Source organism: uncultured Sphingopyxis sp. (assembly GCF_900078365.1).
GTDB lineage: Bacteria > Pseudomonadota > Alphaproteobacteria > Sphingomonadales > Sphingomonadaceae > Sphingopyxis.
Genome location: NZ_LT598653.1, coordinates 1,615,033 through 1,633,572 on the forward strand (window position 1 = coordinate 1,615,033; position 18,540 = coordinate 1,633,572).

Sequence of the window (18,540 nt, forward strand, 5' to 3'; positions counted from 1 at the left end):
AAACATCTTGAGTCATATGACCTTTGTCCGCTCCGTTGCGGTCAATGCCAATCGACTCGTCGGTGCGCGAGAGGAGCAAAGGAGCGGTGAGCGCGAAACTATTCTGATACGAAATCACCGGAAACCGGCTGGTTCCTACTATTTGTTCGTGATATGTTTCAATACTGGTGCATCTTTGTCGAAGGATGGCAACCATTTTGGTGTCGATTGGGCGGTTGGCAGTGGCGAGCGCGACTCCTATGGTCGGGCAAGGCGAATGGGGGCGATGTGATTCAGGATGGGATTGGCAAGAATTTGCCGGCTTTTTACGACAGCGATTTGTCCATCAACCTCGATGCGGCGGCGAACACACCCGCGACACCCGATGTTATCGCCGCCATCGTCGCGGCGCTCGAGGGCGGCGCGGGCAATGCTGCGAGCGCCCATGAATTCGGCGCCCGCTCGCGAAAGATCCTCGCCGCCGCGCGAGACAGCGTGCTGCGGCTCGTCGACGGCGCATTCGAGGAAGGGGTCGTTTTCACCTCGGGCTGCACCGAAGCCAATAATATGGTCCTGCGCAGCGGGTTTGCGGGCACGCTCGTCACGACGAGCGTCGAACATCCCTCGATATTGCGCGCCGCGGCGCAGGCCCCGTCTCCCGAGCGGGTGCATGTCCTCGGCGTCGATGCCGAGGGCATCGTCGATCTCGCCACGCTCACGGCGCTCGCCGCGTCTATTCAGGGACCGCTGCTGGTCTCGATTCAGGCTGCCAACAGCGAGACGGGAATCCTGCAACCCATCGACAAGATCGCCGCGATCCTTGCGGGCCGATCGCAAACGCTCTTCCATTCCGATGCGGCACAGGCGTTCGGCAAGGTGCCGATCGATCTTGCGGAAGGCCGCGGTCCCGACGTCATTACCGTGTCCGCGCACAAGCTGCACGGGCCGATGGGGGTGGGGGCGGTCGTGGCCGGCACCCGCGACGTCCCGCTCGCGCCGCTCCTGTTCGGCGGCGATCAGGAACATGGGCTGCGCGCGGGCACCGAAGCGGTGCCGCTGATCGCGGGATTTGGTGTGGCTTGCGACGAGCGCGCGAGCACGTTGGCGGGCAGCGTTGCGCATATGGCCGCGCTGCGTGAACGGTTCGAGGGGCGGCTCCGGACCGCCGTGCCCGATGCCATCCTCCTCGGCGCTTCAGCGCCGCGGCTACCCAACATCATGAGCATCAGGTTTCCCGGCATCGACGCGATGGCGCTCGCGGGCCAGCTCGATGTGCGCGGCGTCGCCGCCTCGCAGGGCTCGGCTTGTTCGAGCCAGCGACCCGAGCCTTCGCATGTGCTGACCGCGCTCGGGCTGACCGAGGCCGAAGCCTTTGAGACGCTGCGCTTTTCCGTGTCCGCGCTCAACAGCGCGGCCGAGATCGATATCGCAGCGGACGTCGTTGCGGCCAGCGTGAGCCTTTTGAGGAACCGGTCATGGCAACTGGCATGACCCGTTATTCCTACGGCGGGCACGCAACCTTCCCGGTGCGCTACGGCTGGCTGCCGAAGGGCCTCCTCCAGATGCAGCGCGAGGGCGCCTTTCATCCGACGACCGAGGTCGCCGACGAGCTTGGCCTTGGGTCCAAGATGGTCGAATCCTTGGGTTTCTGGCTCCGTGCCACGGGGCTCGCGGACGACAGCGCTGACGCGCGCAGTGGGCGCGTCCCGTCGCAAGCTGCTAAGCTCGTCCTGCGCTATGATCCCTATTGCGAACTGCCCGGCACCTGGTGGTTTCTTCACCTATTTCTTACCTCGCGCGAGGGCAGCGTCTGGCACTGGTTCTTCAACGATTTTGCCGAGCGGCATTTCGACCGCGCAATGTGCACCGACGCCTTCCTTGATCATGTCCGCGCCAAGGCGGTCCGTCCCGCAAGTCCGGCGGTCGCGCAAAAGGATGTCGCCTGTATTCTCAGCGCCTATGCCGCCCGGCCCGGCGTCGACTTCGTCGATCCCGATGATGTCGGAGCCTGCCCGCTGCGCGAGCTTGGGCTGATCCTCCGCCAAGATGTGGTGCGCCGCTTCGAGCGGGCGCGTTCTCCGGTCGGTTTGCCGCCAGAGGCCTTTCTTGCCTCGGTCTCGCTCTTATCCGAGGCGACAGGAAAGGACGCGCTGTCGTTGCGCGAGCTGGCGACGCTTCCTGGCGGTCCCGGCCGGATATTCTGCTCCTCGTTCGAAACGATCGACGATATCGCGTCGCGCGCTGCCGATGCGCTCTGGATGAAGGGGGTGAGCATCGAATCGCTGGCGGGGGAACGGCACGTCCTAGCGGGACATCGCAAGGTCGAGAGCTGGATGCAGGATTATTACGAGCGCATCGAGGCGGACGTATGATAGAGGCCAGCTTCTTCCGCTCGCTCAGTCTCGTCGAGGATCTCGCGCATCCGCCGCGTTTCGCGCATTACAGGCCGACCCGGCGCGCGCTGCCGATCATCACGGCGATAACCCGGCCTGGCGCCGTCACGATGGTCATTGCACCATATGGCAGTGGAAAGAGCCTCGCGGCAGGGGTTGGCGCGCTCCTGGTTCGCGGCGAGCCCGGCGATTGCGAGGCGCTCGCACCCGTTCTGGACCGCCTCGCGCATGTCGATCCGGCGGCTAGCGCCGACTATCTCGCCTATTGTGGGCGGAACGGCCGGGGCAATCTCGTCATTCTGACCGGCCTCGTCGACGATCCGTTGGCCGCGATTGCCGCATCGCTCGGCATGGCGAACCCGCCCAAGACTGTCGAGGGCTTCGGGAAGGCGATGCGCGATGGCGGCTGGGATCATGTCGCCATCATCTGGGACGAGTTCGGGCGCCATTTAGAAGGGCTTGTCGCCGACGGTCGTGCGAGCGAGCTCGACGTCGTCCAGCGTCTGGCGGAGCGCGTCGCGCGCGCGTCGGACCCCTCGATGAGCCTCACGCTCCTCCTCCACCAGAATCTCCTGGCCTATGCGACGCGGCTCAACGAGACGTCGCGCAGCGAATGGCGCAAGATCGAAGGCCGTTTCGATGCCTTGCGCATGGTCGAGGACAGCCAGGAATTCTACCGCCTCGTCGCCGATGTGGTACGCGACATGCGCCCCGCCGCGGTCGATGCCGCCTTCGCCGTCGCCGATGACGAGACGATCGATGCCGCGCTGCGCTGGAAATGGCTCGACGGCATCGAAACCCGCGAGCGAATGCGCGCCATCCTCGACGATGCGCGTCCGCTTTCGCCAGGCGCGCTCCAAATCCTCCCGACGCTCGTCGCGCGGGTCGGCCAGAATGAGCGAAGCCTTTTCTCCTTCCTGCGCGAGGCCGATCTTGCGCGTCCGGTCGATATCGAGGCGATCTACTCAGCGTTTTCGGACGCGATGCGCACCGATGTCGGGATCGGCGGCACCTACCGCCGCTGGATCGAGACCGAAAGCGCCCGGTCGCGCGCCGATGACGATCTGCAGCGCGCCATCCTTGCGGGCGCCTGCCTTCTCCAGCTGGGCACGAGCGGCGAGCGCCGCCGGCTGCCGCGGGACCTGCTCGAACTCGCGCTGGCCGGCTCGGCGCCGCGCGCCGACATATCCGAGGCCATCGATGCGCTGCTGGCAGCCAATCTGTTGCTCTGGCGGCGACACACCGACGATGTGGCGGTCTGGCACGGCGCCGATATCGATGTCGCGATCCGTGTTCGCGAAGAGCGCGAGCGGCGTGGCGCGGCCTTCGCGCTGCGTCCCTTCCTCGAAGAGCGCTTTCCCGCGCCCCATCTTCGCGCGACGCGGCACAATGCCGAATTCGGCGTTAACCGGTTCCTCGGGGGGCGCTATGTATCGCTAGACGAACTTACGGCGCTCGTCGAGGATCCCGCGGCTATCGAAGGCCAGCTCCTCTACGTTCTCGCCGATGACAAGGCGGCGATCAAACTGGCGCGCAAGGCTGCGCTCAAGACGCGCGCCCGCGCGGTCATCGTCGTTCCCGACCGCCCTCTGGCGGCCGAGAGCGCCGCTCTCGAACTGACCTCGATCGAAGCCTTGCGGGCCGACAAGGAATTTCTCGAATCCGACCCGATGGTCGTCACCGAGATTGACGAGCTTCAGTCGGTCGCCTTCGAGGAACTCGCGTCACAACTGCGAACCCTTCTCGATCCGCGCGGCGGATCGGCGAGCTGGTATGCCGAAGGCGAGCAGCTCGGGGTCAGCGCCGAGCGCCCCGCCTCGATGGCAGCGTCGCGGCTTCTGGGGCGCTGGTTCCATCAGACCCCGAGGATCGCGAACGAGCAGTTGATGCGCGACGCGGCGTCGCGGACGATGCAGACCGCCCGCGTGCGGATCGTCGGCGCGATCCTCGAACGTGGCGATCGGCCGCGGCTCGGCTATGAGGAAGGCGATCGCAGCGCGGAGGGGTCGATCTACCGCACGGTCTTCGAACATAGCGGACTGCGTCCCGCGGGCGCGACACGCTTTGCCGATCCCGACGAACTGGCCGATCCGGGGCTTCGCGAGGTCTGGACGAGGATCGCGGAATTTTTCCGGCAACCGAGTGGGATGCACGGCTATAAGGATCTCGGCGCCTTCGTCGCCGGGCTGACCGCAGTGCCGATCGGGGCGCCCCGGGCGGTCATCCCTTTGCTTGTCGCTGCGGGCTTCAAACATTTCGCTCGTGCCGTCGCACTCTACAAGGATGGCATCTATGTCGCCGATACGCTCGGCTTCCAGTTCGACGGCATGGTCGCCAATCCCGAGGGCTTTACCGTCCAGGTTCTCGACGTAACGCCCGAAAGGAAGGAATATCTGTCGGAGATCGCTTATGTCTTCGCGCATGAGCATCCCTCGTCCGCCGATGAGCTGGTGCGCTTTGCATATGACGCGATCCTGCGCTGGCTTCTCACGGTTCCCGACGGGTCGCGGCGGTCCCAGAAGCTGAGCGCGAGGGGCAAGAGCCTACTTCGTGCACTCGGCGCGATGGGCGATCCGGTCGACCTTCTGTTTCGCGCGCTTCCCGAGGCGATGGGCGGAAAGAAAGCCCTGCTGGAGAATATCGCGGCGCTCGAAGGGGCGCGCAACGATGTCGATCATATGCGCGACCAATTTGCGGCCGAGGCCGTCGATGTCATCCGGGAGAGCTTTCGCTCGAACATTCCCGTGCCAGACCCGCTGGCCGCGGTCACCGCCTGGGCGAATTGCTTCGACATGTCCGCGATCGAGCGGCGCGGCGACCTGCGCATCATCGACAAGGCGGTGCTTCGGAAATCGGTCGAAGCCATCAACGGCCGCTTCTCGCCCAAGTCTTTGGCCAATAATTTGAGTTCGATCCTGCTCCAGCGCAGTCTCGACAAGTGGGACGACCGCACCGCGGCCGAGTTCCGTTTTGCGCTGCGCGACGCGCGCGACCGGATCGAATCGGCCGCGCTCGATACAGATCGTCCAGACGAGGCGCTGCGGCCGATCATCGAGGCGCGCCTCGCGGGGCTCGCCGCGATGTTGCAAAGGCTGGACGAGGAGGATGACGAGGCCGACCGCGAAGCGGGCCTCAGGGTCGCGGGGGGGAATATATGACGAGCGGTGCGGTTCATGTCGACGAAGCGGTCCGCGACGCGGAGGCGCGGCATATCGTGCCGGTGTCGGGCGGCAAGGACAGTTCGGCGCTCGCCGTCTATCTGAAGCAGCGCAATCCCGACGTCCGGTTCGAATATGTCTTCTCCGACACGGGCGTCGAGCTTCCCGAGACGATCGATTATCTCGACCGCCTCGAGAATGTTCTCGGCGAGACGATTCACCGGGTGTCGGCCATGGAAATGTTCGACGTGGCGGAAAAGCCGGGCCGTACGCCGTTCGACATCGCGCTGTACGAGCATTTTGCCGGTTTCCTGCCGAGCCCGCGGGCACGCTGGTGTACGCGGATCATGAAGATCGCGCCGTTCGAGCGCTTCGTGGGCAGCGGCCGCGCCTATTCCTATATCGGGCTGCGCGCCGATGAAAACCGCGCGGGCTATCTCGGAACGGGGACTTCGGGGGCCAAGCCCGTGGTGATCTCCGAGCGTCCCAATATCACACCGGTCTATCCCTATCGCGACGATGCGATCGACATTGCGGAGGTCGGGCGCATCCTCGATAGCGCGGGCCTCGGCCTTCCCGACTATTATGAATGGCGCAGCCGCTCGGGCTGCTATTTCTGTTTCTACCAGCAGATCGGGGAATGGCAGGGGCTGAAGGAACGGCATCCGGCCCTCTACGAGCGGGCGAAGGATTATGAGCGGATGAAGGGGGGACGCAAATATACCTGGGTCGATGGCCGGTCGCTCGATGACGTCGAGCGCATGCCGCGGCGCCAGATCAAGGCAAAGGCGGACGACGGCTGCGCGGTCTGCCACCTGTGAGCGCCTGCCACTCCAATCCGCTGGTCTCCTTTCTGAAGACCTACGGTCCTTCGCCCGAAGCCGACATGCTGAGCGACGAGAATGTGCGCGATGCGCTCGACCGGTTCGACGTCGCGCCGCTCGAAATTCCCGCGCCGCGGCTGGACGAGATGGTCGAGGCGCTTTGCGGCGATACGCCGCGCAACGTCATTCTCACCGGGACGGCGGGGGATGGAAAAACTTATCATATCCGGCAATTTCTGCTCGGAAAGCTCGCGCTCCCCCCTGAGCAGTGGCCCGGCCGCGATCCGGTTCTCGAGGTCGAACTGCCCAATGGCGCGCAGCTCCGGGTGATCCGCGATCTCAGCGAGCTCGAAGAGGAGGAAAAGGACGCCGAGCTTGCCGGCCTTATCGCCTGCCTCAAGGGCGAGCGCAGCGATATCCGCTATCTGGTGGCGGCCAATGATGGCCAGCTACTGCGCTACTTCCGTTCGAGCGACCTCGCGGGCGCGCCCGAGATCCAGGCCGAACTGGCGCGAATGCTGCGCTTTGACCGCGTCGAGGGACCGCTCGATCTGGCGCTGCTCAACCTGAGCCGCACCTGGAGCCGCGACACGGTCGAACGGATTTTCGGGCAGATCCTCGATCATCCGCAATGGGACGAGGGCTGTGAGGGGTGCCCGGGCACTGGGACCGACAACCCGTGTCCGATACGGCTCAACCGCGCGCTGCTGCGCGGAGATCTTGGGGTGGGCTCGATTTTCCGCGATCGCATTGAGGATGTGCTGCGGCTCGGCGCGGCGAACGACAGTCATGTACCGATCCGCTTTCTGATCATGCTTGGGGTCAATATCCTTCTCGGGGACCGCACGACGCCCGACGATCCGATGCTCGACTGTGCGCGGGCGCGGGTCCGAGCCAGCCGCGGCCAATATGCGGTCTGCAACCCTTATGAAAATGCGCTCGGTCTCAATGTGCCTTCCGCGCGCCGATCGGGTTATGTCGTTTTCCATCAGATGGCCGCGCTTGGCCTTGGCGAGGAAACGAACAATCTCCTCGACGACGCCTTGACCCGCGGCGTTCCCGAAGAGGTCGCGCGGCATTTGTTCGAGGCAGATCTTCTCTACGGCGAACAGCTCTTTGAGCCCGCGCGCCGCGCCTATTATGTGACCGCCGATCGCGACAAGGCCGACGAATTCCGGCGCGCGATCGCAACCCAGCGCCGCCGCGCCTTCTTTCGTCTTCCCGATGCGGGGGACGGTCCGGCCTCGCCCTGGCGGCTGACCATGTTCCATCATGCCGGCCTTTATCTCAAGGTGATGGAGGGGCTCGAAGGCGATGGCGACAAGACGCTGCTCGACCAGGTGACGCGACGCCTCGTGAAAGGCTTGAACCGCGCCTATCTCGGGATGATGGCCGAGGAGAGCGACAAGCTCTGGCTCGCGGGGACGATTGGGCGGACCGACGATACGGTCGGCCGTATCGCCACCGTCGATGCGATTTCGCGCGCGGCGAAATTCGAGAATATTCGCCTCGAGATGGGGGAAGGGGCTGGCCGCCCACGCTTGCGCATCACAAGCAAGTCGGCAAGCGGCGAAATCGATCCGCTCGATCTCCGCCCGCTGTTGTTCGAATATCTTCTACGGGTGGAGGAGGGCAGTCTTCCCTCGAGTTTCTCGCGCCAGTGCCAGCAGGAAATCCGCCAGTTCGCCCTGATTGCGGCGGCAGCGTTCGGCGAGGGCGACCAGGACGAGGAACTGAACGCGGTTCATGTGCTCTCGCTCGGATCTTCGGGCCAGATCGACGCCAAGATGCTCGAGGTCTGACGATGTCCGATAGCAAAATGTCGCCGCTTGTCGTCAACCAGGCGCTGACCCCGCCCGCGCGGTTGCAGCTCAACCAGATCACCTTGTGGTGCGAATATCCGATCTGGGGCCTTCTCCTGTACGACGACCAGTCGCCCTGGCTCTCGATCCTCGAGACCATCCACATTTGCTTTGCGCGCGAGCGCGACGCGAAGACGATATTTCCCGGGCCCGAGAGTGACGGGGCGGGAAATCCCGTGCACGAGTGGCTTCAATATAATGTCCCGCTGTCCGAATCGCTGCGGCATCTGCTCTTTTCCGACCAGTATCTCGATGACATCGCCGCCTCCGGAAACGACAATGCAACGATGTGGGCGACATGGGAGCGCGAGGCGGCCGCGTCGAACCAGCTCGACATCGCCTATCTGCGCAAGGCATTTCCGCATTTTCAGGATCTGGCGAACGCGGTCGCCTTGCTGCGCAGCAGCCAGATCGACGGCAACAACAACCGCCGCCCGACCTCGCGGCACCTTCTCCCGCTCGGCGACAATATGATCTTCTCCGATGTGAGCGAGGTGAAGCTGCAGCCCGACCGGCGCTGGCTCCGCCGATCGGGCGAGATCATCTACCTGATGCTCAACCGTTCGCCCGACCGCGCGCGGATCGAGGCCATTCTGCGCGAACGGCTGCTCAAGGCGCGCAGCCCGTGGAATCGGCTCACGCGCAAACTTCAGGGGCGCGAGGCGGAGGAAAACACGACGCGCTCGCTGACCACCGGCTATCTTCCGCTCCTGACACACCGCGCCTATGACCGGATCGCCGCCGACTGGCTGGCAATCCTGTCCTTGCGGCGATTGCCGCTGGCGACCTCGCTCGCTTCGCTGGCCCGGCTCAGCGGATTCGACCTCATGATCTACGTCGTCGAGCGCGGCATCGAGACGTCCGAGAGCGACAGCGACCATGTTCCGCCTTTCGTCATGGACATGGTAGGAACGTCGAGCGCGACCGGCCTGCGCAAGCTTTCCGATTCCATGTATCGTCGTCATCGCCGCCTGCCGCAGGAAGCGATGCGCAGCTTCGTCGAAAACTACCGGGCCAGCTCCGAATGGCAGGCGATCGAGACCAGTCCGAACAACAGCCTCACCGCGCGAAACCATCTCGCGGGACGCTTCCTGTGGTCGCGCGACATCGGGACCGATCCGCACGCAATGCCCAGTGCGCGTGAACAGATGGAAGAACTTCTGAACGACGTCCAGCGTTCGCGAAGCCATTCGGTCGGCGCCATGTATGTCGCGACCGGGCGCCAGACTGGCGCGGTCACCGCCCGTGCCGGGGTCGGGACATGGTATGCGCCGAATGACGAACTCATTGAGGCGCTCGTGCTCGCCAACGTCGGCGGTCCGGTCGAGCTCGACGCCTTTCTGGCCCGGCTCTATCGGCGCTATCACATCGTCATCGGTGCGCAGGAGGCGATGCAGGCCTTCGGCGGCGAACTTCCCGAAACTGAGGCGAGCTTTCGCGAAAATGAGCGCAGCTTCGAGGAACGGCTACGCATGCTCGGCTACCTCGAACGCAAGTCCGACGATTGCGCTTTCGTGACCAATCCGTTTCACGCCGATGGTGCGGCGCTGGCCAGCGAGGTGCGCGATGCAGTCGCTTGACATCATCGGGCGCGTCGCCGCGCGGCGGATCGCCGATACGCTGCAAGCGCCCGGGACGCGCGCGCTTTTCGGAATCATGGGGCTGCGACCCGACATCACGAGCGCGATGGCGCGCCATATTGCGGCGATTTCTCATATCGGCCCGATCGAGGTGTTCGTCCACCCGCTGCTTCGCGCTGGCGATCTCGGTGCGGCGAGCGTGTCAAGCCGCACCGCCACCTGGCACCGCAACCACCCGACGCCCGGCGTGCGCGCCACGATTTTTTCGGTCCCAGCCGCGCACATCCGGTCGGTCGAGCAGAGCATCGGGCATGTCACCCGGATCGACGAAGCCTGGCTCGTCGAACGCCCTTATGACTGGAGCGAGATTGCCCTCGCGCACAGTCTCGAAGAAACCCGCGAAGGTTTCGGTCATGTGATCGCTGGCCTACTCGCCAGCGACCTGATGGTTACGCCCGCACTGCTCGCGGAATTCTGCGCGCGCGTCGCGCAAACGATGCTGGCGGGCGCGATGCTCGACAATGCTGTTCGCGATGCGCTTCCCGCGTTGCGTCTGCCGCGCAGCGCTGGCGATGCCAAGACGAAGATATCGGCCGACGCGCCTGCGGCGCGCCAGTTCTTCCAGCAACTACGCGCCGACGCGCAGCCCTTCCTTTTCCGCCGCAACAAGGAAGGCGAAACCCTCGCCGCAGGGGAGCTTCTGCGCAAGCTCGGCGAGCTGAAAGAAGCGGGAACGCTCGGCGAATTGCATGCCGACCGGATCGCGGCGCTCTGCGACGATCGCAACGTTCGCGATGGCCTGTGGAGCCAAGCCCAGGCGGCCGCCGCCGAAATACCCTGGGATGAAATGTCTGCGGTTTTCGCGCAGGCCCGCAAGACCGAAAAACCGACCTTCGGACAGGACACGCGGAGGCTTTTTGATCAGGAGTTCCGGGCGACGCTCACGGACGCCGAGAAGGAGTTTCTCGACGGTCTCAAGACCGACGTCGCAACGCCCGGGCCGAAGATCGACGATTTTTTCGAGAGCCATCGCGAGCGGCTGAAACGCAACCCCGCGCTGTACCGCCGCTGGGAAAAGCTGATTTTCAAGAAGGCGATTGAAGTCGGCGACCTCTACGAAGGCCTGCTGCGGTTGATCGACCGGGTTTCGGCGGAAAGCGACGGCGACGGCGACATGCGCGTCTATATCTGGCTTCGCGGGTCGGACCAGGCCAGCTTCTGGGCGAACGAGAAGCTTAAACGCCAACTTGTGTACCTGCGTGACCGCTATCGCGGTCTCGACCAGTTGTTGGCGCCCGAGATCATCCTCGACTTCGGCCTGTGCTGGGAACGCGATTGGGAGAAGGAAGCGGCCGACGGCCCGTCGGGCACCAACTCGATCGAATTCGAAGCCTTTCTGGTGCCTGCCAGCGAAGCGGGCTCGGCGCGCGGCGGGAAAGTCCGCGATCCGCTCGCCCGCGCGCATATGAACTGGCGGCCGATCGCCAATGCGATCGGCTATTCGCTGCCAACCGACCTGCGTTTCATCCTGGCCGACGGCGCCAGCGACGCCTTCCTCCTCACCGGATCGGTTACCGAGAACCGGCGCTCGCGGGGCGGCGCATCGGGCATCGATCTCGAAGATGCGGCGTCGATGATCGACACCTTCGGCATGACGCTCGGCGTGCTCGCGAACTCCGAACGGGAAAGCAATCTCGTCTGCAAGCGCTTCCTTGCCTCGCTCGCCGAGCTTGAGGCCGACGCGATCGTCACGCGAGACGGCGCCGTCGCCATTCGTGGGGCCTTTGCGGGTTTCCGAGCCCGCTATTCGGCCGCGATCGCGGCGATGATCGCGGGCGACGGTCTCGCATCGGCCGACCTCATCGGGCAGCTAGAGGCGTTCGGCGATGTGTTCGCCGCACTGCGGAGCCATGCCGCGACCGAGGCAGGCCTTCGCGAACTCTTCGCACCCTTGCTCGCGATCGGTTCGATCGAGGCCGACAGCCGCCGCCCTGGTGCGATCGTCACGGCCTGGAATCCGCTGCGTCTCGCCGAAATCGGAGCGAAGGCGCGGCAGTTCAGCGCCGCCAGCAAGGCGCTTACCAGCTCCACCGCCACCCAGCGAACGGGGGCGTCCGAATTTCTCGAGAGCCGGGTGCGCATTCTCGCAAACAGCTATTATGGCGATATTGGGCGAAGCGGAGGGCATCTCCTCGCCGAAACCCAGCGCGTTCTCGACTGCAGCCTGCTCGAGGAGGCGCAAGGCGAGGGCGTGCGCAACATCGGCGAGGAAGGCGCGAAAGAGGCGGTCGAGGCGCTGCGGCGCATCACCACGGAATATCTCGAGCTGCGGCCGCACGAGCGGACCAATTTCTCGATCGCGATGCTCGGTACCGAATCCGACGATATCCCGGTCCTGCTGGCCAATAATCTCGCGCGGTTCGTCGACGAAAACCCAGATGTCCGCTGCGATCTCGTCATCACCCATGACGACCAGGCGCGCCTTCGCGACCTTTACGAGAGCCAAAACCGGCGGATCGCCGCCGAGATCGCCGCGCCGGCATCGAGTGATTTCTCGCGTGGTTTCCTGTCGCGTCTCCGCATCAGTCTCGTCGGGCCGGACCGTCTGGTCGCACCCGACGGCGGGAAAGGCAGCGATCTCATTCTGCTTCAGGACGTGATCGCGCGATCCGCCCAGGTGCGCTGGAAAGAGGGAGAGCCCGTCGCCGATCCCATGGATATTGCAGCGCACATGCCGACCGACCGGTCGAAGCGGCTACCCTTCCAGAAGCGAAGCGTGGAATCCGGGCTGTTCCTGACCGCGCCCATCCAGCCCGCGCCCGTCGCGGCCTGGACGCATGCTCTTTATGATGTGCTCCACCGGCAGGTCACCGCTCCCGCGGGACCCTGGCTGCCCCTCCGATGGGTCGAGTTTGTCGACACCGAGGTCGCCGACGTCCTCGCGCGGGCGCACGGGCTCGCCAACTGGGTCGTGACCTTCGACCGCATTGCCGACAAACGGCTGATCGTGCAGGATGGCCGCCGGATCATCCGCTATTTTTCGACACCCAATTCGGCCCATAATGTCATCGTCTCCGCCGAGGTTTCGAGCAGCGATATCGGCGATCGGCTCGGGGGAGACCTCGCACAGCTGCTACCCGATATGTCCGCAGAAGACCGCGGGCGGCTGCTGACGCGCATTCATGCGTCGGCCGCCCGCCTGTCGGGCGCGGTCGTCATGCGCGCCGCGCAGTGGCGCAACTATGCGCAAGAAATGCTGGGCCTCGTTCTTACCGAACGCCGCCTTGAGGGGCTGTTCGCCGCGCATGGCGACCATGCCGCCGCCTGGTTCTTTCTCGACGACAATCGCCGCTGGCTCGATCTCAAGGGCGAGATGGCCGATATCATGGGCATATGCTTTTCGGCGGACGGCGAAGGGCCGCTCGTCCGCGTCGTGATCGCCGAGGCGAAATATTGCACGGCGTCGACCCTCGCGCAGCATCGGGTGAAGTCATTGCGCCAGCTCGAGGCCAGCTACACCGAAATGGACCGGCGACTTCTGCTTGCCGAAAGCAATCTCGATCCCGCGATCTGGCGCAACCGGATTGCTGATATGCTGCTCGAACATATGGACCCCTTCGATACGGTTGGGGGCCTGACTCAGGCGGCCTGGCTCGAGGCCCTCCGCCAGCAGACGGTGCGCGTCGAAGTCAGTGGCCATTCGATGCTGTTCAGTTTCGATCTCGAAGGTGCGGACGGCAACAAACCGATGCTGCCCGATGAGGATCTCCCGCCCGAAGAGCGTCGCCCGATCGCCCAATGGGTCCACGGTCGCGGCGACGTTGTCGCTCTTCTCCGTTCGCTCGGCGACGATCTGCCGCCGCCGCCGCTCCCTTTGCCGCCGGACTGGCCGCACGGCGGACCGCCGCCAGCGCCCGAGCGCGGTCCGCTCCCGTCTGGTGGTGGTGTTGCAGAACAAGGCGCGGATACGGAACCTCTCGCCAGCGCCTATCCGGACATGGAGAGCAACGCCGTGGCGGACATCGTTCCCGAGCCGGCAGAGAAACACGCGGCGGCCGATAGCGACGGAGAGGCTGCGCCAGCGTCCGCTACGGCCACGCCCTTTGCCGCGGGTGGTGAAGGCTGGGCGCCGCCGATCCGCGCCGCCCTCCTGAGTATGAGCCATGCCGAGGACCAGGCAATTGGCGAACTCTGGCTCCAGGAAAAAGTGCGCGACCTCCAGAATGCCCTGCAGGCGGAGGGAATGGATGCGCCCATCATCGAGAGCCGGCTGACGCCCAATAGTGCGCTTGTTTATGTGGGCGCGCGCACGCTGACCGTCGGCTGGCTCGAACGGCGCCAGACCGATCTGCTTACGAAGCATCGTATCGATATCGTGCGCATCAGCCCAATGCCCGGACATATAGCGGTCGCGATCCGTCGCCCCGAACGCGCCATCCTCCATCTCGCCGACGCCTGGCTTCGCCGCTCGCCGAGCCCCGGGGCGTCGCCCGCCGAAAGCTGCGCGCCGCTCGTCGGGGAAAAGGAAGATGACGGCGCGCTGCTCTACCTGCCTCTGGCAGGCGATTTCGGGGGGCAGGAGCGCGCTGCGCCGCATAGTCTGGTGTCGGGGAATACCGGTAGCGGCAAAGGGATTCTCGCGACCAATCTGATGCTCGATCTTTGTGCGCTCAATGCACCCGAGGATATCGAACTTCATCTGATCGACCCCAAACGTGGCGTCGATTATGCTTGGGCGCGACGTCTGCCGCATCTGCGCGGCGGGATCGTAGCGGATCAGGACGAGGCGGTGGCGCTGCTCGAGCGGCTCGTGAACCAGATGGAGGAGCGCTACGATCTTATTTCGGAGCGCGGTTACCGCAATATCGATCAATATAATCGACGCGTCGCGGCCGAGGAGAGGTTGCCCCGCGTGTTCATATTTTTCGACGAGGTGGCGAACTGGATGCAGGACGACGACTTCAAGAAAACGGTCGACAGCCTGCTCAATAAGATCGCGACCAAGGCGCGGGCCGCGGGATTGCATCTTTTCATGGTTTATCAGCGCGCCGACGTGCAGGTCATGACGATGCAATTGCGCACCAATCTTGGCAACCGGCTGATCCTGCGCCTGCCCGATGAAGGCAGCTCGAAGATCGCGCTCGGCGAAAAGGGCGCCGATCGCCTGCTCGGCAAGGGGCATCTCATCGCCAAGCTCGATAGCGACGAGAAAATTTACGCACAGGTCCCCTTCATCGGTGACGATGAGGTCGAGGATCTCGTCGATGCCATCGTTGCAGCTTGGCGCCAGCGCGGTGCACCGGCAAGCTGACCATGGGCGCGGGCGTCGGAAAACGGGTCCGCGGTGACCTCTATATCCATCGAAGCGCGCTGAAGGCTCTCGATCCTGGGCAGCGCAAGATCATCGAGGAGGCGGATGCACGCGCGGGGTGTCCCCCCTGGAACGTCGCGCGCCTTGGCAAGGAAGCGGTCGGCTTGCTCTACTATGCCGATTTCGAGCGCGATGCTTTTCCGAGGCTCGTCGCCGCGACACGCGTCGATCATGCGACATCCAAGATAGGGCGGATCGCTTATGAAGGTTCGCTCAACCCGTTCATCCTGCACCGCAAGGAGCTTCTGCTGCTGCGCGACGATCCCCGCCGGCCCGCCTGGACGGAACTGACGGAGAAGCTCGATCGGCTCGGCCTGTTCGAAGATCGCAACCGGATCGGCCGCTTGTCGGCATGGCGAGCGATTTTGGCTGCGGCAGGCCTCGACGGGCAGGGGCAGCCGCTATGACCGTCGCGGGTGCACCCGTCATGCGGCACCGCACGGCCATCGTTCGCCACAGCCTCTCGCAGCCGATGTCGCTGCTCGTTCAGCACGGGGTTCTCGCACCGGGCGTCGCGGTCTTCGATTACGGGTGCGGACAGGGCGATGATCTGCGGGCGCTCGCCGCTGCGGGTATCGAGGCGAGCGGTTGGGATCCGCATTTCGCCCCGGACATTGCCAGGCAGGAGGCTGATGTCGTCAACCTTGGGTTCGTGCTCAATGTCATCGAGGATGCCCGAGAACGCCGCGAGGCGCTTCGCGACGCCTGGCAGCTCGCGCGCGGCGTGCTCGCTGTCTCTACGATGATCGCGGGGCAGGTGTCGACCGAAGGCTTGCGGCCGTATCGCGACGGTTTTCTGACCAGCCGCGGCACGTTCCAGAAATATTTCGGACATGCCGAACTGGGCGAACTCGTCGCCGATGTCACGGGGACGCAGCCCGTGGCGGCCGCGCCCGGCATATTTTTCGCGTGCCGCCGCGCCGACGATCTCGAAGAATTTCTCCTCCGCCGCCGTATGGGGCGGCGATCGAGCACGGCGGCCTATCGCGCGCCGCGCGAACGGCGCGCGGCCTCGGCCCGACCGCTACTTGCCGACCGGATCGCGCCCGCGCTGAACGAACTCGCCGAACTTGCCCAGATGCGCGGACGAATGCCGGTGGCGGAGGAGGTTCCGCTGGCGGTGATGGCGCTTCTCTCGCAACATCATGTCGCACTCCCGCGGGCGCTCGATCTCATGGCGTCGCTCCACCTCGATCCTGCGACGATGGAGCAGGCCGCGACGGCCATGCGCGAGGATCTTCTCGTTCATTTCGCGCTGGCTCGGCTCAACCAGCGCCAGGGCGCGGACCGGCTCGGCGGTGCGATCGTGCGGGATATTCGCACACATTTCGGGAGTCAGAAGGAGCTGTTGGCCGAGTCCGGCGCCTATCTGATGGGTCTCGCCGACGTCGCCGCCGTCGATGCCGCAATCGCGCAGGCAGCGGCGGGGGGTATCGGTGCGCTCGACCCGCGTGGCCGCCTGTTTGTCGATGCGCGCCGGCGCGAGGATCTGCCCGGCGTTTTGCGTGTCTATCTCGGATGCGCGGCCTATCTGGCGGGCGAGCCGGGCGACAATTCGCTCGTACGCATCGACAGTCAGCGGAAAATCGTCGCTTACATTCCGCTCGACGATCCGAAGTCCGCCGCACCTTTTGCAACGTCGATTATCAAGATCGATCTCAAGCGGCAGGCTGCAGTGTCGCAGCCGACGAGGCGGCGGCTGATCGCTAAAAGCAGAATATCCGGTCGGGCGACACGCGGTCAGCTCCACGCCGAGGCCGCTTTGCGAAAAGAAATCGGCGTGGGAGGAGATGTACTGATCGTCCGGTTGTGAGGAGGATTGCCGATGATTTGAGCTCCGACAAAAGGCGCTCGCTCAGGGGCCGGCGAACAGGGGGAGGCGCCTTCGAATGCCGGCGTAGCAAGCCCGGCGCTTCTGGGCGCGAAGCGCGTCTATGATCGGCGGGTCAACGACATCTATATTGAGACGAAGATTACGATCAATTCGCTGGTGGCGCGCCATGCCGAGCTCGCCGCTTCGGGCGAGAAGCGCTATTTGCATTTCATTGTTCCCTCGGGCGGCGAGCACCGCGAAGCGCGCATTCTGCGAGATGCCCTGGGGATGGACGACATATTTTAGCGGATCATCGAACAGGACAAGCGGTCCGGGGAGGGGCTTTGGATGGATATTGTACCGGGCGTTGATTGTCACCACATCCAAATTCTGACGATTTGATATTACATCGAGGCGGTCCGCTGGCAAACTGGGTAGTTTACGCACAGGAATGATGGTGAAGGGGGAGCGAATGTCACAGGATCCGGGATCAGGGCGCGATGAGGCACTCGTCTATCAGCAGCGGTGCGAGGATTTCCGCTCGCTGAACGGCTTTCTATGGCAGTCGCCGCTGCTTATCATGACGTTGTCGGGCGGCTTGTGGTTCGCGGTCGCCAGCTTCGAACTCACCGATCAGGGGCGTTCCTATCTTCTCAACTTCGCAGGCCTCGCCAATCTGCTGATGATCGGCGCGCTCATACGGCTCCGCTGGGTGATGCAGCGTGTTCTTGGCGATATCCGCAAATATGATGGGAAAACCGTGACCGGAAGCAATTTCATCATAGTCGGTATTTTCTCGACACTGCTGCTGCTTGCCGCTGGGGGCTCCTTCATGGCCGCGAGAACTCCATCCGACTATTTCTGCAAAGTCCCTGAAGGAGCCGTGACGAAGACAGCGTGCCCGATATGACTGTCGCCGACGGCGTCTCCTATTATGACGACAAAGCTCGCGGACTGTCCAAGCACTACGATCGGGTCACATTCGAGGCGGTCCACCACCCCGTGGTCTCATTTCTGCCGAAAAAAGGTAGCGCGCTCGACGTGGGCGCTGGGAGCGGGCGGGACGCGCGTGCACTTGCAGACCGCGGCTTGGTCGTCACCGCAGCAGAGCCATCTTCATCCTTTAGAGCCCTTGCTGCCAACCGCGATCCGCGCATCCGCTGGGTCGACGATAGGCTGCCGCGCCTACCCCGGCTCGTCGATGAGGCGCTCCGCTACGATTTCATCCTTTGCTCTGGCGTACTCATGCTCGTCGAGCCGCGCGATATCCCGCAGAGTTTCGAGACAATGCGCGCGCTTCTCGCTGCGGCGGGATATTTGTGGGTGAATGTCCGCGCACCCGTTGAAGGCGAACCAACTGGGGTCTTTTATCCCCATAGCGATGCGAACCTGCTGGCCGCTGCTTCTGGTGCAGGTCTGGAATGCATTGAGCACGTCGAATCGCCCGACGCGCTAGGTCGTGATCAGCACCGGTGGAGAAGTTTCCTGTTCGTGCACCATGTGGACGGGCACGAGCGTTGAGTGCTTCCGCATCTTTCGGCGAGGGTCCGCCACCGCGAG

Annotated in this window: 12 protein-coding genes; 11 read left to right on the plus strand and 1 reads right to left on the minus strand. The window is 64.4% G+C overall.

Features of this window, described 5'->3' with window-relative positions; genetic code table 11:
- Positions 1–318 precede the first annotated feature (318 nt).
- Genes QZL87_RS07335 through QZL87_RS07375 form a run of 9 tightly spaced genes read left to right on the plus strand, consistent with a single transcriptional unit; the run spans position 319 to position 16,980 of the window.
- Positions 319–1,470 carry a cysteine desulfurase family protein gene (locus tag QZL87_RS07335; RefSeq protein ID WP_184101070.1) on the plus strand — a complete coding sequence of 384 codons (1,152 nt, stop codon included), beginning with the start codon at positions 319–321 and terminating at the stop codon, positions 1,468–1,470.
- Positions 1,467–2,351: a DUF4007 family protein gene (locus QZL87_RS07340; protein WP_184101068.1), complete on the plus strand. Its 885-nt coding sequence runs from the start codon at positions 1,467–1,469 to the stop codon at positions 2,349–2,351. Before QZL87_RS07335 ends, QZL87_RS07340 begins: the two co-directional genes overlap by 4 nt.
- Positions 2,348–5,530, plus strand: a complete 3,183-nt coding sequence (locus QZL87_RS07345) for a hypothetical protein (protein ID WP_184101066.1) — start codon at positions 2,348–2,350, stop codon at positions 5,528–5,530. The genes QZL87_RS07340 and QZL87_RS07345 overlap by 4 nt, the downstream gene beginning before the upstream one ends.
- The gene (locus tag QZL87_RS07350; protein WP_184101064.1) at positions 5,527–6,351 is read left to right on the plus strand and encodes a phosphoadenosine phosphosulfate reductase family protein; all 825 of its coding nucleotides are present in this window, start codon (positions 5,527–5,529) and stop codon (positions 6,349–6,351) included. The genes QZL87_RS07345 and QZL87_RS07350 overlap by 4 nt, the downstream gene beginning before the upstream one ends.
- The gene (locus QZL87_RS07355) at positions 6,348–8,156 is read left to right on the plus strand and encodes a hypothetical protein (RefSeq protein ID WP_184101062.1); all 1,809 of its coding nucleotides are present in this window, start codon (positions 6,348–6,350) and stop codon (positions 8,154–8,156) included. The genes QZL87_RS07350 and QZL87_RS07355 overlap by 4 nt, the downstream gene beginning before the upstream one ends.
- A gap of 2 nt (positions 8,157–8,158) precedes the next feature.
- Positions 8,159–9,796: a hypothetical protein gene (locus tag QZL87_RS07360; protein WP_184101060.1), complete on the plus strand. Its 1,638-nt coding sequence runs from the start codon at positions 8,159–8,161 to the stop codon at positions 9,794–9,796.
- Positions 9,783–15,107, plus strand: a complete 5,325-nt coding sequence (locus QZL87_RS07365) for an FtsK/SpoIIIE domain-containing protein (RefSeq protein ID WP_184101057.1) — start codon at positions 9,783–9,785, stop codon at positions 15,105–15,107. Before QZL87_RS07360 ends, QZL87_RS07365 begins: the two co-directional genes overlap by 14 nt.
- Positions 15,108–15,109: 2 nt before the next feature.
- Positions 15,110–15,574: a hypothetical protein gene (locus QZL87_RS07370; protein WP_184101055.1), complete on the plus strand. Its 465-nt coding sequence runs from the start codon at positions 15,110–15,112 to the stop codon at positions 15,572–15,574.
- On the plus strand, positions 15,520–16,980 hold the full coding sequence (locus QZL87_RS07375; protein WP_295325796.1) for a DNA phosphorothioation-associated putative methyltransferase: 1,461 nt from the start codon (positions 15,520–15,522) through the stop codon (positions 16,978–16,980). The genes QZL87_RS07370 and QZL87_RS07375 overlap by 55 nt, the downstream gene beginning before the upstream one ends.
- Before the next feature lie 42 nt (positions 16,981–17,022).
- Here QZL87_RS07375 and QZL87_RS07380 read toward each other — a convergent pair whose 3' ends face one another.
- Entirely contained in the window at positions 17,023–17,358 is a 336-nt protein-coding gene (locus QZL87_RS07380; RefSeq protein ID WP_184101051.1) for a hypothetical protein, read from the minus strand.
- 94 nt (positions 17,359–17,452) lie between these two features.
- On the opposite strand from QZL87_RS07380, the gene QZL87_RS07385 reads away from it, so the two are divergent.
- Both QZL87_RS07385 and QZL87_RS07390 read left to right on the plus strand, forming a co-directional pair.
- On the plus strand, positions 17,453–17,890 hold the full coding sequence (locus tag QZL87_RS07385; RefSeq protein WP_184101049.1) for a hypothetical protein: 438 nt from the start codon (positions 17,453–17,455) through the stop codon (positions 17,888–17,890).
- Positions 17,887–18,501 carry a methyltransferase gene (locus QZL87_RS07390; protein ID WP_184101047.1) on the plus strand — a complete coding sequence of 205 codons (615 nt, stop codon included), beginning with the start codon at positions 17,887–17,889 and terminating at the stop codon, positions 18,499–18,501. The genes QZL87_RS07385 and QZL87_RS07390 overlap by 4 nt, the downstream gene beginning before the upstream one ends.
- Positions 18,502–18,540 lie beyond the last annotated feature (39 nt).